We start from the raw sequence: 13,209 nt of genomic DNA, 5'->3' as shown, positions 1-13,209 counted from the left end.
GCCGCGCCAGGCCATGCTGGGCTTTGCCTGGGCCTGGCTCGAGAACCAGCTGGCGGCAGCCTGCAAGGCGCTGCCGCTCGGGCATACCGCGGCCCAGCGACTGGTCGAGCGGCTGCGTCCGGCTCTGGTCGAGGCGGTGGGGCGTGCCCTGATCATCGACGATGACGACATGGGGCCGGCGCTGCCGGGGCTCGCCCTGGCCAGCGGCCTGCACGAAACCCAGTACTCGCGGCTGTTTCGCAGCTGAGCGAGTGACAACGATGCCATCGATACCGGGGTATCGACGGCGCCATTCTCCGGTCTTCGACACGTCGGGGAATGGCCTTACATGACAGGCAGGAGAACACCATGACCACTTCAACCACTCCCTCCCAGTGCCTGCGCGTCGGCGTGGGCGGCCCGGTGGGCTCGGGCAAGACGGCGCTGCTCAAGCAGCTGTGTCGGGCCCTGCGTGATCACTACGATATCGCCGTGGTGACCAACGACATCTACACCAAGGAAGACGCCGACTTCCTGACCCGCAACGAGGCGCTGTCGCCGGATCGCATCCTCGGCGTCGAAACCGGCGGCTGTCCGCACACCGCGATCCGCGAGGACGCCTCGATGAACCTGGCGGCCATCGACGAGCTGCACCGCCGCCATCCTGGGCTCGAACTGGTGCTGGTGGAGTCCGGCGGCGACAACCTGTCGGCCACCTTCAGTCCTGAGCTGTCGGACCTGACGCTCTACGTCATCGACGTCTCCGCGGGTGACAAGATCCCGCGCAAGGGCGGGCCGGGCATCACCAAGTCGGATCTGTTGATCATCAACAAGATCGACATTGCCGAGCAGGTGCATGCTTCGCTGGAGGTGATGGACCGTGACTCGCGCAAGATGCGTGGCGAACGTCCTTTCGTCTTCACCAATCTGTATGACGGCGTCGGTCTCGACACCATCATCGGTTTCATTCTCGAGCGGGGCATGTTGCCCGACCGGCGAGCCGAGGCAGTGGAAGCCTGAATCGCCCGTTACCACGCAGCCGAAGCGTTGCGTTCTCAGTCAACAAGGAGTCTGTCATGACACAGCGTTCTCGTGTTTCTTCCCGTTCCCTGGCGATCGCCGGCGCCATGGCCGCTGGCCTTGTCGCACCGCTGGCGCTGGCGCACCCCGGCCACGGCGTCGAGCATGGCGGCCTTGCCGCCGGCCTGATGCATCCCTGGTTGGGGCTCGATCACCTGCTGGCGATGGCGGCTATTGGCCTGTGGAGTCTGGGGCAGGGGGCAGCCATGCGACGCTTTACCCCGCTGATGGCACTGGCTGGCATGCTGGCCGGGGCTGGTCTGGCGCTGTCCGGCGCGCTTCCCGCCGGCGCCTTGCCCGGTGTGGAAGGGGGAATTGCCCTGTCGGTGCTGATCGCCGGGGTCATGGTGGCGGCGCTGATGCGTCTGCCGGCAGCGCTTGGCGGAGGCCTGGTGATCGCCCTGATGACGATGCATGGCATCGCCCACGGCGCCGAGATGCCCGCAGCCGCCTCACTCGTCGCCTACGTGGTGGGCTTTTCGGCCTCGACGCTTGCCATCACCATGCTGGCGCGGGTGCTGGGTGGCTGGCTGGCCAGCCGCGAACAGCGCCTGGTGCGTGCCCTCGGCGCCGCCATCGCGGTCTGCGGTGGGGTGCTGGCGCTGAGCTGAGCGATCTCCCCCTGACCGTCGATGGTCTCTCGCGCCCGGCCCTGTGCCGGGCGCGAGCGTTTGAGGCTGCTGCATCGCCCTGCCTGCGACGGCGGAGACGGGTACGTGTTTGGGTGAAACGTTTTGGGCTATGCTCGTGCGCCACGGATGAATTCGCCAAGAGGACGCTATGGCCAGGCTGGGACGCACGATCAAATGGAGCGGGGCAGTACTGCTGGTCGCCTGGGCGGGGATGGGGCTGTGGCAGAGTATCAAGCCACTTCCGGAAAACGTCGGCAAGGCCTGGCCCGAGCGGCCAGTGGGCGAGGTCGAATTTCTCGCCGATCGAACCTGGTATGACGAGGGTGGCCGCCGTCATCTTGATCAGCACATCTTTGACGAAGCGGTCACCATGATCGAGGGTGCCCGCCGGCTGATCGTCGTCGACATGTTCCTGTTCAATCGCCTCGAAGGCAGCGGCGGGGGCGAGTTTCTGCCCTTGGCCGAACGCCTTGCCGATGCGCTGATCGCTGCCCGCCAACGCCAGCCGTCGCCGCGAGTGGTGGTGATCACCGACCCCCTGAATACTCTCTATGGAGGCCAGCGGGTGCCACTCTATCAGCGGCTCGAGGCGGCGGGGGTCGAGCTTGCCATCACCCGTCTCGATCGCCTGCGCGCCTCCAACCCGCTGTGGTCAGGCCTTTGGCATCTGGGACTGGATCGGCTTGGCAACGATCCGGACGGCGGCTGGCTGCCCAATGCCTTCGGTGGCGAGCCGGTGACCCTGAGAAGCTACCTGGCGCTGCTCAATTTTCGCGCCAATCATCGCAAGACGCTGACGGTGGATCACGCCGAAGGGTGGTCGACACTGATCACCTCGGCCAATCCCCACGACGGCAGTAGCCTGCACTCCAACGTGGCGCTGAGGATCGACGGCCCCGTGGCCCATGACGTCATCGCCTCCGAGGCCGAGGTGGCGTCCTGGTCCGGCGTCGAGGTATCGCAGCCGCCAGCGCCCGAGGCCGAGACATCGGATGGCGCGATGGCGCAACTGCTGACCGAAGCCGCCATCCGTGACGCCGTGCTTGCTCAGGTCGATGACACCGTCGCCGGCGATCGACTGGATGTCGCCGCTTTCTACGTCGCCCACCGCGGGGTGGTCCAGGCGCTGAAGGAGGCCAGCGGGCGAGGGGTGGCGGTTCGGGCGCTGCTCGACCCCAATCGTGAGGCCTTCGGTTTTGAAAAGGGAGGCCTGCCCAACCAGCCGGTGGCCGAAGAGCTGCTGGACGCGGGCGTTCAGGTGCGCTGGTGTGTCACCGACGGTGAGCAGTGCCACAGCAAGGTGGTGTTGGTGAGAAGGGGCTCGGCGAAGGACGAGCTGGCGGACGCCGTGATTCTGGGCTCGGCCAACCTGACCCGACGCAATCTCGACGACTTCAATCTTGAAAGCAGCGTCTTGCTAAAAGGGCGAGGGGTCGCCGCCATCGACGAAATCGGCGCCTGGTTCGACCAGCGCTGGGACTCGAGCGACGGACGTCGAACCAGCCGAGCCTGGGCGCCGCGGGACGAGGCTGGCTGGTTCGATGGCTGGCGCTATCGATTGATGGAGGCCAGCGGCCTGTCCACCTTCTGACCTCGCTGGTGGGCTGCGCAGGACGGTGGAGATACCGACGCGGGACCACGATGTGCCTCGACCGGCCAGCTTGACAGTCCGCCACCCCGCGACCATGTTTCACACGCTGGCCGACGCTCGCTTTGACACAATTTCGAGCTCGGCCTGGCGACATCGCAACGCCCGTGTCGGGCACAAGGAGAGTCTTCGATGGAAAAGTTCTGGTTGGTGGTAAAGGTCGTGATTCTGGCGCTGATCGCCATCCTGGTGGTGCAGAACATCGAGATGGTGCAAGTGAAACTGCTCGGCTGGACCATTGCCATGCCGATGGCCCTGCTGGTGGTGGTGATCTACCTGCTGGGCATGATCAGCGGTCGCGGCCTGATGGGGCTGATTCGTCGCCTGCAGGGCAAGGAGCCGCAGCGCCGCTGAGGGCATCGACCCGCGAGCGCTTTCGAGGGTCCTGGTGCCAGGGCAGGCCGAGGCGGCAGTTGTGCTCGAGCTCTGCGATGACCTGGGCGCCCAGCAGCAGGATCACGGCGCCGATCTCGAGGCTCAGAAGTACCACGATCAGGGTCGCCAGGGGGCCGTAGACCGCGCTTACCAGTGACAGGTTGGCGAAGTAGTAGACCAGGGCGATCCTGACCCCTTCCCACATCAGGGCGGCGGCAAAGCCCCCGGCCAAGGCGCGCCTCAGGGAAATGCGTACCACCGGCAGGACCTTGTAGATGGCGCTGAACAGCAGGAAGACGCCGACGAAGCTGGTCAGGTTGAGGGCCGGCTCCGACAGCGAGGCCATGGGCAGCTCACGGCCGTATAGCGCCATCCACAGTCCATTGAGGGTGCTGGCCAGGCTGACCGCCATGGCCAGCGCCAGCAGCGCCGCACTCAGCACCAGCATGAAGGCGTAGGGCAACAGGAAGGACACCCAGAGGCTGCGGGTGTCCTTGACGTCGGGCTTTCTGAAGATCAGCGCCAGGGCGTCTTCCAGCATGCGAAAGGCGAAGGAGCTGAAGATCAGCAGCACAGGGATGCCGTAGATGCCGATCGCGTCGCGGGAGTCCAGCAGTGCGCGCACCGACTCCAGCATCACCTCGGCGTGGGTAGGGGCGATGTGGCGTGCCTGCATGGCGATCACATTGAGCAGCTGCTGCTCGTCAACGACCTGAGCCATCGCCACCACCATCAGTGCGAACAGCGGAATGGTGGACAGCAGAATATTGAAGCCGACCCCGCCCGCCAGCAGCATTCCCCGATTGTGCAGAAAGTGGGTCAGCACCCGCCACATGAAGAAGGCGAGCCGTGGCAGCAGAGTAAAGACGGCGTGTTGGTACCAGCGCGGTGCTGTCATGGGCCCGAATCGTCCTTGAGGGATAGGGCATGATACGCTGGGAGCCAGTGTCAGCGTCAAACCCTTGCCCAACCAGATGGTCTAAGGGCGGGGGTACGCCGGGAGGAACGAGTGGCATCTGCAGACCAGGAATCCCGCACCGAATCCGACGCCAGGCTGATCTACGATGGACAGTGTCCATTGTGTCGGAGCTTCGTGTCGCGCTACGGACTGTCCAAGGGACGGCTGGAACTTGTTGATGCGCGCCATCACCCCGAAGAGGTCCGGCGTCTGGAGCGTCTGGGCTGTCGCCTGGACGAGGGTATGGTGCTGGAGCTCGGCGACGAGCGCTACCATGGTGATCAGGCGGTACGTATGGCGGCAGTGGCCGGGCGAGGTCGAGGTCCGCTGTCGCGTGGGATGCTGTGGTGGCTGTCGTCGAGACGGCGAGCACGCCTCAGCTATCCGCTGCTCAAGGCCGTTCGTCGTGTCATGCTCAAGGGGCTCGGCGTCGGTCCGATCAGGCCTTGAAGTGTGTCGCTCTCACCGGATGGGGCCGCCGACGGCCTGGCGTTGAGCATCAACATTGAGCATCGGTAACGGGCATCAGCACTGGGTATCAGCACCGGGCATCGGCACCGACCAGCGATACTGGCCACCAACGCCGTTCATCTACCGTTATTTATCACAAGCCACCAGGAGGGAGGCAAGATGCAACTAAGTCGACGTCTGTCGGTCCCTCATAGCGAGATCGCCATGAGTGCGATTCGTGCCCAGGGAGCCGGCGGCCAGAACGTCAACAAGGTCGCCTCGGCGATTCATCTGCGCTTTGATATTCAGGCATCGTCGTTGCCTGACGACGTCAAGGAGCGCCTTTTGGCGCTCAATGATCATCGCATCACCCAGGACGGAGTGGTGATCATCAAGGCCCAGTCGGAACGCACCCAGGAGGCCAACCGCGCAGCGGCACTGGCGAGGCTGAAATCGCTGTTGCAGCAGGGACTGGTGATTCCCAAGGCGCGTCGCGCCACCCGGCCCAGCAAGGCGGCCAAGCGGCGTCGCCTCGAAGGCAAGAAGCAGCGGGGCAAGCTCAAGTCGCTACGCGGCAAGCCGGAGACGTAGCGCATCGAACAGTCGCTGCATCCTGAACGCTTGTGAGGGCGGCTTTCCGCAGACTCCTGCGCTTCGCTAATGGGGCTCGACGCTCTGCGGAAAACATGCTCGGATAGGGTACACGGCAATTTTCTAATGCTCGCTAGCGCGTATTTTTGATGGAGCACACCCCTGACGCGCCCGCAGTCAGGCAGTATGCTGTGATCACTTTGGTCCTCGAACCTCAGGACCCGTCCCACCCCAAGGGAGACCCCCGAATGGAAGAGATCAATCCCGACAAGGACAACAACACCGAGAAGGATGGCAACACCTCCGAGGCGACCCAGTCTTCAGCCTCCGGCAAGGATGCCAAGGAGCTGTTCAAGGACAACCGCGTCAAGGGCCTGGCGGCGGTGGCCGGCGTCAGCCTGATCTGGGCCATCGGTGCCCAGCTCAGCGCCAGTTCCAACGGCGAGGCACGCACTGCCCTGACCAAGGAACTCGATGCCAGCGAGTCACGCGTCGAGACCCTGCGCGAGCAGGTGTCCGGGCTGGAAGAGAGCCAGGCTACCCTGGAAGCCCAGCGTGCCGAGCTCGAGAGCCAGGTATCCCAGTGGGAAGAGGCCGAGACCTCGCTTGAGGAAATGCGTGCCCAGCTCGAAACCCTGAAGGCCGAGGAGGCCGAAGCGCGTACCGCCCAGGCGGCAGCCGAAGAGCAGGCCGCCCAGGTACAGGCCGATCTGAAGGAACTCGAATCCACCCAGGCATCCTTGCAGTCCGACCTGGTGGCGGCGCGCAATCGTCTGGAAGAGGCGCAGAACGAACAGCAGCAGCTGGTGGAGCGTCGTGATTCGCTCAAGTCCGAGGCTGAGTCCTTGACCGGTGAGGTCGATGACGCCGAGAAGCGCCTGAGTGATCTGGAAAGCTCCATCGAAGAGAAGCAGAGCGCCGTCGGTTCACTCGAGGAAGAAGTGGCGAGCCTCGAGAGCCAGCAGCAGGAGGCGCAGACGCAGGCCGAGCAGGCCCAGGCCCGCCTCGAGCAGACGCTGGCCAGCACCGCCGAGCAACGCGAGCAGGCCGAGGCGCGTGTTCGCCAGGCCGAGTCCCGTGCCGAGGAAGCGGTCGCCCGCCGCGATGAGCTGCAGGCCAGGATCGATGAACTCGAGGCCCGTGCCGACGAGCGTCGCCAGCGTCTGGCTCGTCTCAACAATCAACTCGACACCTGGCGCATCGAGCTCGAGAACCTCGATCGTGCCACCGCCGAGCTCTCTGACGGCGCATCCTCCGGTCAAGGCAGCGACAGCGAGGGTAGTGCCGATGAGCAGGCCTCGTCCCAGGGCGAAAGCAGCAGCGGCTCCGTCGAGGTCATCAGCTCCGGGGGTGGCGACCAGAGCAATGGCGACCAGAGTGGTGGCGGCGAAAACAGCGGCGACCAGAGCAGTGATGGCATGAGCCAGGCCGATATCGCCGTTCAGTCGGCGAAGCGGTCGGCGGCAGAGGAACAGTCGTCGCAGGAGCAGGACTCTTCTCAGTCCTCGGGCAACAGCGCGGCCTCGGCCAGCGAGCAGGGCTCCAACGAGAGCGCCGCCGAGGACGAGGACGTGGCCTCGTCCGAGTCCATGGAGAAGACCCCGGGTGGCAGCGAGGGTGATCAGGCTTCTGCCGACGCCTCCCAGAGCGGGGAAGGTTCCTCCGCCGACGCTTCCCAGGCGGATGCGGCCAGCGAAGAGGGCTCCGCCGATGCGGCCGCCGAGGGCGAGGAATCGTCTACCCAGTGGACCGATGAGGTAGCCTCCGGTGCCGCCGAGGCCGTCGAGACGGTCAAGGACGTGGCCCGTCAGGCTGCCGAGAAGGTGCGCGATGCGGCAGCCTCGGTCACCGACGACGCCAGCACCGAAAGCACCAACTGAGCGTCAGCGAGACGGTTGCCGGCGGTGACGTCGGCAAGGTTGCGGGAAGCAACAGCGGCGGGCCTTCGGGCCCGCCGCTGCGTTTGGCGGTCCCGCTTCGCTTAACCTCGCGCCGCCTGGGCCCTATACTGGCCCGGCGGATTAACCGCGCCCATCTGGAAACAGGAGCGAGACGTGATCGAAGGGGTCAAGCATATCGTTGCCGTGGCATCGGGCAAGGGTGGTGTCGGCAAGTCGACGGTGACCGTGAATCTGGCGCTGGCCATGGCCGCCGAAGGCTATCGCGTCGGCGTTCTCGACGCCGATATCTACGGGCCCAGCCAGGCGCAGATGCTGGGAGTCGGCGAAGGCGTGCGCCCCCAGGCGAGCGGCGAGAACCAGTTCCTGCCGCTGGAGGCCCACGGCATCCAGGCCATGTCCATGGCGTTCATGGTCGACGTTCGCGAGCCCATGGTGTGGCGTGGCCCGATGGTGGCGGGGGCCTTCCAGCAGATGCTTAACCAGACACGCTGGAGCGACCTGGACTATCTGTTCGTGGACATGCCGCCGGGCACCGGTGACATCCAGCTCACCCTGGCCCAGAAGGTACCGGTGGACGGCGCGGTGATCGTCACCACGCCCCAGGACATCGCCTTGCTGGACGCGCGCAAGGGCATCGAGATGTTCCGCAAGGTCAAGGTCCCGGTACTGGGCGTGGTCGAGAACATGAGCCTGCATACCTGTTCGAAGTGCGGCCACAGTGAGCCGGTCTTCGGCGAGGGGGGCGGAGAGCGCATCGCTGCGGAGTACGATACCCGGGTGCTGGGGCGCCTGCCGCTGTCGATGGGCATTCGTGAGCAGGTGGACGGTGGACGTCCCAGCGTGGTCGCCGAGCCCGACGGCGAAGTGGCGACGACCTTCCGGACCATGGCGCGTCAGGTGGCCGAGCAGATCGACGGTGACGGTGGCGACCAGGGGCCGAGCATCAGCTTCAGCGAGTAAGGGCCAGCGGAGGATGACGCCTGGCGGCGTCGCCGGCTGATCCTCATCAAGCGCCTGTCAGGCGCCTATCACCTTTGCATCGTGACGTGGCAGCGAGGGGCCGCTATCATGTGGCCCCACCGAACGCGTCCACTCTTCGAGCACCCAGCAGGAAGTCCCATGAGCATCAAGTCCGACAAATGGATCCGCCGCATGGCCGAGAACGAAGGCATGATCGAGCCCTTCGAGGCCGATCAGGTTCGCTACGTCAACGACCGGCGGGTCATCTCCTATGGGACCTCGAGCTACGGCTATGACGTACGCTGCGCCGACGAGTTCAAGGTGTTCACCAACATTCACTCGGCGGTGGTCGATCCCAAGGCCTTCGACGAGAAGAGTTTTGTCGACATCAAGGGCGATGTCTGCGTGATTCCGCCCAACTCCTTCGCGCTGGCGCGGACCGTCGAGTACTTCCGCATCCCGCGCAGCGTGCTGACCATCTGCCTGGGCAAGTCCACCTATGCGCGTTGCGGCATCATCGTCAACGTGACGCCGCTGGAGCCGGAGTGGGAAGGTCACGTGACCCTCGAGTTTTCCAACACCACCAATCTGCCGGCCAAGATCTACGCCAACGAGGGCGTAGCACAGATGCTGTTTCTGGAGTCCGACGAGATCTGTGACACTTCCTACGCCGATCGTGGCGGCAAGTACATGGGCCAGCGTGGAGTGACTCTGCCGCGCACCTGAGTGCGAAGAGGCGAGGGCTTACCGCTCACGCGACTGCTGCATGCAAGGCCCACAGACAACAAGGCCCGCCGATCGCTCGGCGGGCCTTGTTGTTTCAGTCGACAGCGCGGCCAGGTTTCAACGGGACTCGTCGTCCTCGTCGAGTTCCTCGGCGGCGTCCTCGTGGGACAGTCGCATGCCGCCCGGCGGCAGCGGCTGGCCGTCGATGGTCGCGATGTCGCCCTGCAGGCGCAGACGCCCCTCGAGGAACCAGCGTACCGCGATCGGGAAGATCAGGTGCTCACGACTCAGCACTCGCTCCTTGAGGGTCTCTTCGGTGTCATCCTTGTTAACCTTGACCACGGCCTGGATCGCCACCGGCCCGCCATCGAGTTCCTCGGTGACGAAGTGTACGCTGCAGCCGTGCTCGTCGATGCCGTCGGCCAGCGCCCTGGCGTGGGTGTGCAGGCCCTGATAGGCCGGCAACAGCGACGGATGGATGTTGATCATCCGCCCCATGAAGCGCTGGACGAAACGTGGCGTCAGGATACGCATGAAGCCGGCCAGCACCACCAGGTCAGGCTCGTGGCGCTCGATCACCTTGATCATGGCGCCGTCGAAGGCATCGCGGCTGTCGTACTCGCGGTGGGGCAGGGCCACCGCGTTGATGCCGGCATCACGCGCCCGCTTCAGACCGTAGGCGTCGGCGACATTGGACACCACGGCCACGATCTCGCCACCCAGTTCGTCGTGGCTCTGGGCGTCGATCAGGGCCTGCAGGTTGGTGCCACCCCCCGAGATCAGCACTACCACCCGTGGCTGGGTGGCCTCTTCCGGGGTGAAGCCGTTGAGCTCGCCCTCGTTCACGCCCTCGCTCATGACGCTGGCATCTCCAGTTGCACCTGCTCCTCGTCGCCCTGGCGCGCGGCGATGTGGCCAATGCGATGGACGCCTTCGCCCTGGGCCTGCAGATGAGCGCGGATCTGGTCGGCCTGATCTTCAGGTACCACCAGCACCATGCCGATGCCGCAGTTGAGCACGCGGTGCATCTCATGTTCGTCCACGTTGCCCTGCTGCTTGAGCCAGTCGAACACCACAGGGCGCTGCCACAGGCTGGTATCGACGTGGGCGGTGAGGTCCTCGGGCAGTACCCGGGGCAGGTTCTCGAGCAGGCCACCACCGGTGATGTGGGACAGGGCGTGGACCTGATAGTCGTCGTGGCGCAGCAGTTCCAGCAGCGGCTTGACGTAGATGCGTGTCGGCGCCATCAGGGCGTCACCCAGTGACTGGCCGTCGATGTCGGTGGACAGGTCGGCGTGAGCCACTTCGAGGATCTTGCGGATCAGGGAGTAGCCATTGGAGTGAGGACCGGATGAGCTCAGGCCCAGCAGTACGTCACCGGCGGCGACCTTGGTGCCGTCGAGGATCTCGTCCTTCTCCACCACGCCGACACAGAAGCCGGCCAGATCGTAGTCGCTGCCTTCGTACATGCCGGGCATCTCGGCGGTTTCGCCACCGACCAGAGCACAGCCGGCACGTTCGCAGCCTTCGCCGATGCCGCTGACCACGTCGGCGGCGATATCGACGTCCAGCTTGCCGGTGGCATAGTAGTCGAGGAACAGCAGCGGCTCGGCGCCGGCGACCACCAGGTCGTTGACACACATCGCAACCAGATCGATGCCGATGGTGTCATGGCGGCCCAGGTCCATGGCCAGGCGCAGCTTGGTGCCGACCCCGTCGGTGCCGGAGACCAGCACCGGCTCACGGTAGCCGCTGGGCAGCTGGCACAGCGCGCCGAAGCCTCCCAGCCCGCCCATTACCTCGGGGCGGGTGGTGCGTTTGGCGACGCCCTTGATGCGATCGACCAGGGCGTTGCCGGCGTCGATATCGACACCGGCGTCCTTGTAGCTGAGCGAAGCCCTTTCGGGGGAGGAGGAGGAGTCGGTCATGACAGATCCTGTGGAGTCGGTCGACCCGCGGGCGTGGTGCGCACCAGCGGACGAACGTGAGACAATGGGCACGTTGGGGGCGGAGATTGTAGCACTGTGCTTCGGCCATCGCAGCCATGGCACACTATCGGTCGGGCATCACAGGGAATGGTGGTTTCTTTCGGGGAAAAGCGAATGAGCAAGCAGTGGTGGATCGTCGCCGCGGTGGCGGCTGTTGTGCTGTGGTTCTTCGTCAGCATCGAACCGGTGTTGGCGCCCTTCTTCGTCAGCATGGTGCTGGCGTACCTGGGTGACCCTATCGCCGATCGCCTGGAGGAGCGCGGGCTGTCGCGTCAATGGGCGGTCTGCGTCGTGTTTGTGCTGTTGACGCTGCTGGTAGGGCTGACGCTGCTGCTGCTGGTGCCGCTGCTGGGACAGCAGATCGGGCAGCTGGTGGAAGCGCTGCCGGCAGTACTGAGCTGGATTCAGAGCACGGTGTTGCCGGAGCTGCAGTCGTTGACCGGGCTCGATCTCAGCACCGACTTCGATGCACTGCGCAAGGCAGTACTGGAAAACTGGAAAGAAACCGGTACCGTCGCCGCCAGCGTACTGGCCCAGGTGTCGCGGTCGGGTATGGCGCTGGTCGGCTGGCTGGCCAATCTGGCGTTGATTCCGGTGGTGACCTTCTACCTGCTGCTGGACTGGGACGTGCTGGTGGGCAAGGTCAGGCGTCTGCTGCCGCGTCAGTGGGAGCCGACGGCCGTTCGGCTGGCCAAGGAGTGCGACGAGGTGCTGGCGGCCTTCCTGCGTGGCCAGTTGATTGTGATGCTGTGTCTCGGCGTCATCTATGCCATCGGACTGACGCTGCTGGGAGTTCGCTTTGGCCTGCTGATCGGGCTGCTCTCAGGACTTGCCAGCATCGTGCCCTATCTGGGCGTGATCGTGGGGATCTCGGTGGCCGGTGTGGTGGCCTTCTTCCAGTTCGGCGACTGGCTGGTACTGCTGGGCGTGGGGCTGGTGTTCGGCTTCGGGCAACTGGTGGAAAGCACCCTGCTGCAGCCGAAGCTGCTGGGGGACAAGATTGGCCTGCATCCTGTCGCGGTCATCTTTGCGGTGCTGGCCGGCGGCCAGCTATTCGGTTTCACCGGTGTGCTGCTGGCGCTGCCGGTGGCGGCCATGGTGATGGTCATCTTGCGCTACCTGCATGATACGTATAAGAATTCGTCGCTCTATGACGCGGAGCATGAATCCGACAAGGAGCCCTCCGCCGCCAACGAGGAGTCCTCATGAGTCGAGCCCCCGCGCAGTTGCCTCTGGGCGTCGGACTGCGCGACGACGCGACCTTCGACAACTACCATCCGGGTGCCAACGCCACCCTGGTGGAGTGCCTGAGCCATCAGTTCGATGACAACGGCGAGCCCTTTCTGTACCTGTGGGGGGGCGACGGCGTCGGTCGGAGCCACCTGTTGCAGGCGGCCTGCCACCAGGCCTCCGCGCGGGACCTGCGAACCCTCTATCTGCCACTGGAGGAGCTGGGCCACTTCCCGCCGTTGATGCTCGAGGATGTGGAGCGTCTCGACCTGGTGGCCATCGATGATCTGGATCGAGTGGTGGGGCGCAAGCGCTGGGAGGAGGCGCTGTTCCATGCCTTCAACCGGCTGCGAGACAGCGGCAAGCGATTGTTGATCGCCGCGGATCGCCCGCCCCGGCAGCTCGATATCAAGCTGGCGGACCTGGCGTCACGGCTGACCTGGGGCATGACCTTCCACCTCAGGCAGCTGTCCGACGAGGACCGCATGCAAGCGTTGAAGCTGCGTGCCCACCTGCGTGGCATGGAGTTGCCCGACGAGGTGGCACGCTACATCCTGCATCGTGGTGCACGCGAGCTCAGTGAGCTGTTTCGCTCGCTCGAGGTGCTGGACAACGCCTCGCTGTCGGCACAGCGCAAGTTGACCATCCCCTTCGTCAAGAAGGCACTGGACTGGTAGCGGTCTGGGCATCT

15 protein-coding genes are annotated in these 13,209 nt (G+C 65.1%); 12 read left to right on the top strand and 3 right to left on the bottom strand.

Going from position 1 to position 13,209, the window contains the following annotated elements:
• From NH448_RS09700 to NH448_RS09680, 5 genes are all read left to right on the top strand, one after another.
• The coding region (locus tag NH448_RS09700; protein ID WP_290442721.1) for an urease accessory UreF family protein at positions 1 to 247 on the top strand (247 nt) is incomplete at its 5' end.
• 101 nt (positions 248 to 348) lie between these two features.
• Positions 349 to 999, top strand: coding sequence for an urease accessory protein UreG (gene ureG / locus NH448_RS09695; protein WP_045992492.1), 651 nt, complete (start codon positions 349 to 351; stop codon positions 997 to 999).
• Between the two features lie 56 nt (positions 1,000 to 1,055).
• Positions 1,056 to 1,670: a HupE/UreJ family protein gene (locus tag NH448_RS09690; protein ID WP_108133082.1), complete on the top strand. Its 615-nt coding sequence runs from the start codon at positions 1,056 to 1,058 to the stop codon at positions 1,668 to 1,670.
• A 169-nt stretch (positions 1,671 to 1,839) separates the two neighbouring features.
• Positions 1,840 to 3,282, top strand: coding sequence for a phospholipase D-like domain-containing protein (locus NH448_RS09685; RefSeq protein WP_253028697.1), 1,443 nt, complete (start codon positions 1,840 to 1,842; stop codon positions 3,280 to 3,282).
• A 189-nt stretch (positions 3,283 to 3,471) separates the two neighbouring features.
• Positions 3,472 to 3,693, top strand: coding sequence for a DUF1049 domain-containing protein (locus NH448_RS09680; RefSeq protein WP_045992490.1), 222 nt, complete (start codon positions 3,472 to 3,474; stop codon positions 3,691 to 3,693).
• On the opposite strand, the gene NH448_RS09675 is transcribed toward NH448_RS09680, so the two are convergent.
• Positions 3,629 to 4,612: a YihY/virulence factor BrkB family protein gene (locus NH448_RS09675; RefSeq protein ID WP_083970369.1), complete on the bottom strand. Its 984-nt coding sequence runs from the start codon at positions 4,610 to 4,612 to the stop codon at positions 3,629 to 3,631. The genes NH448_RS09680 and NH448_RS09675 overlap by 65 nt on opposite strands.
• Positions 4,613 to 4,723: 111 nt before the next feature.
• Here NH448_RS09675 and NH448_RS09670 point away from each other — a divergent pair, with 111 nt between their 5' ends.
• From NH448_RS09670 to dcd, 5 genes are all read left to right on the top strand, one after another.
• Positions 4,724 to 5,122, top strand: a complete 399-nt coding sequence (locus NH448_RS09670) for a DCC1-like thiol-disulfide oxidoreductase family protein (RefSeq protein WP_124804867.1) — start codon at positions 4,724 to 4,726, stop codon at positions 5,120 to 5,122.
• Positions 5,123 to 5,302: 180 nt separating this feature from the next.
• Positions 5,303 to 5,713 carry an alternative ribosome rescue aminoacyl-tRNA hydrolase ArfB gene (gene arfB / locus NH448_RS09665; protein ID WP_045992488.1) on the top strand — a complete coding sequence of 137 codons (411 nt, stop codon included), beginning with the start codon at positions 5,303 to 5,305 and terminating at the stop codon, positions 5,711 to 5,713.
• 248 nt (positions 5,714 to 5,961) lie between these two features.
• Complete coding sequence (locus NH448_RS09660) at positions 5,962 to 7,593, top strand: hypothetical protein (protein WP_253028696.1); 1,632 nt, start codon at positions 5,962 to 5,964, stop codon at positions 7,591 to 7,593.
• Positions 7,594 to 7,770: 177 nt separating this feature from the next.
• On the top strand, positions 7,771 to 8,574 hold the full coding sequence (gene apbC / locus NH448_RS09655; RefSeq protein WP_204248941.1) for an iron-sulfur cluster carrier protein ApbC: 804 nt from the start codon (positions 7,771 to 7,773) through the stop codon (positions 8,572 to 8,574).
• 159 nt (positions 8,575 to 8,733) lie between these two features.
• Positions 8,734 to 9,300 carry a dCTP deaminase gene (dcd, locus tag NH448_RS09650; protein WP_045992486.1) on the top strand — a complete coding sequence of 189 codons (567 nt, stop codon included), beginning with the start codon at positions 8,734 to 8,736 and terminating at the stop codon, positions 9,298 to 9,300.
• Between the two features lie 117 nt (positions 9,301 to 9,417).
• Here the strand turns inward: dcd and purN are convergent, their stop codons facing one another.
• Both purN and purM read right to left on the bottom strand, forming a co-directional pair.
• A complete protein-coding gene (purN, locus tag NH448_RS09645; protein ID WP_253028695.1) occupies positions 9,418 to 10,158 on the bottom strand; it encodes a phosphoribosylglycinamide formyltransferase in 741 nt (246 codons plus the stop codon).
• Positions 10,155 to 11,228 (bottom strand): phosphoribosylformylglycinamidine cyclo-ligase, encoded by a 1,074-nt coding sequence (gene purM / locus NH448_RS09640; protein WP_253028694.1) that lies wholly within the window; start codon positions 11,226 to 11,228, stop codon positions 10,155 to 10,157. The genes purN and purM overlap by 4 nt, the downstream gene beginning before the upstream one ends.
• 174 nt (positions 11,229 to 11,402) lie before the next feature.
• Between purM and NH448_RS09635 the strand changes: the two genes are divergently transcribed.
• Both NH448_RS09635 and hda read left to right on the top strand, forming a co-directional pair.
• The gene (locus tag NH448_RS09635; RefSeq protein ID WP_045992483.1) at positions 11,403 to 12,497 is read left to right on the top strand and encodes an AI-2E family transporter; all 1,095 of its coding nucleotides are present in this window, start codon (positions 11,403 to 11,405) and stop codon (positions 12,495 to 12,497) included.
• Positions 12,494 to 13,195 carry a DnaA regulatory inactivator Hda gene (hda, locus tag NH448_RS09630; RefSeq protein WP_045992482.1) on the top strand — a complete coding sequence of 234 codons (702 nt, stop codon included), beginning with the start codon at positions 12,494 to 12,496 and terminating at the stop codon, positions 13,193 to 13,195. Before NH448_RS09635 ends, hda begins: the two co-directional genes overlap by 4 nt.
• The last annotated feature ends 14 nt before the right edge of the window (positions 13,196 to 13,209 follow it).

It is taken from the genome of Halomonas sp. OfavH-34-E, assembly GCF_024124525.1.
GTDB classification, from domain to species: Bacteria; Pseudomonadota; Gammaproteobacteria; order Pseudomonadales; family Halomonadaceae; genus Halomonas; species Halomonas litopenaei.
The sequence above is the reverse complement of the archived record's forward strand: the minus strand, read 5'-3'. Positions and strand labels throughout refer to the sequence as shown.

Bases quoted from the DNA above. Each gene is read 5' to 3' on its own strand.
- ureG (WP_045992492.1), top strand. From the start codon at position 349: ATGACCACTTCAACCACTCCCTCCCAGTGCCTGCGCGTCGGCGTGGGC.
- NH448_RS09690 (WP_108133082.1), top strand. From the start codon at position 1,056: ATGACACAGCGTTCTCGTGTTTCTTCCCGTTCCCTGGCGATCGCCGGC.
- NH448_RS09685 (WP_253028697.1), top strand. From the start codon at position 1,840: ATGGCCAGGCTGGGACGCACGATCAAATGGAGCGGGGCAGTACTGCTG.
- NH448_RS09680 (WP_045992490.1), top strand. From the start codon at position 3,472: ATGGAAAAGTTCTGGTTGGTGGTAAAGGTCGTGATTCTGGCGCTGATC.
- NH448_RS09675 (WP_083970369.1), bottom strand. From the start codon at position 4,612: ATGACAGCACCGCGCTGGTACCAACACGCCGTCTTTACTCTGCTGCCA.
- arfB (WP_045992488.1), top strand. From the start codon at position 5,303: ATGCAACTAAGTCGACGTCTGTCGGTCCCTCATAGCGAGATCGCCATG.
- NH448_RS09660 (WP_253028696.1), top strand. From the start codon at position 5,962: ATGGAAGAGATCAATCCCGACAAGGACAACAACACCGAGAAGGATGGC.
- dcd (WP_045992486.1), top strand. From the start codon at position 8,734: ATGAGCATCAAGTCCGACAAATGGATCCGCCGCATGGCCGAGAACGAA.
- purN (WP_253028695.1), bottom strand. From the start codon at position 10,158: ATGAGCGAGGGCGTGAACGAGGGCGAGCTCAACGGCTTCACCCCGGAA.
- purM (WP_253028694.1), bottom strand. From the start codon at position 11,228: ATGACCGACTCCTCCTCCTCCCCCGAAAGGGCTTCGCTCAGCTACAAG.
- NH448_RS09635 (WP_045992483.1), top strand. From the start codon at position 11,403: ATGAGCAAGCAGTGGTGGATCGTCGCCGCGGTGGCGGCTGTTGTGCTG.
- hda (WP_045992482.1), top strand. From the start codon at position 12,494: ATGAGTCGAGCCCCCGCGCAGTTGCCTCTGGGCGTCGGACTGCGCGAC.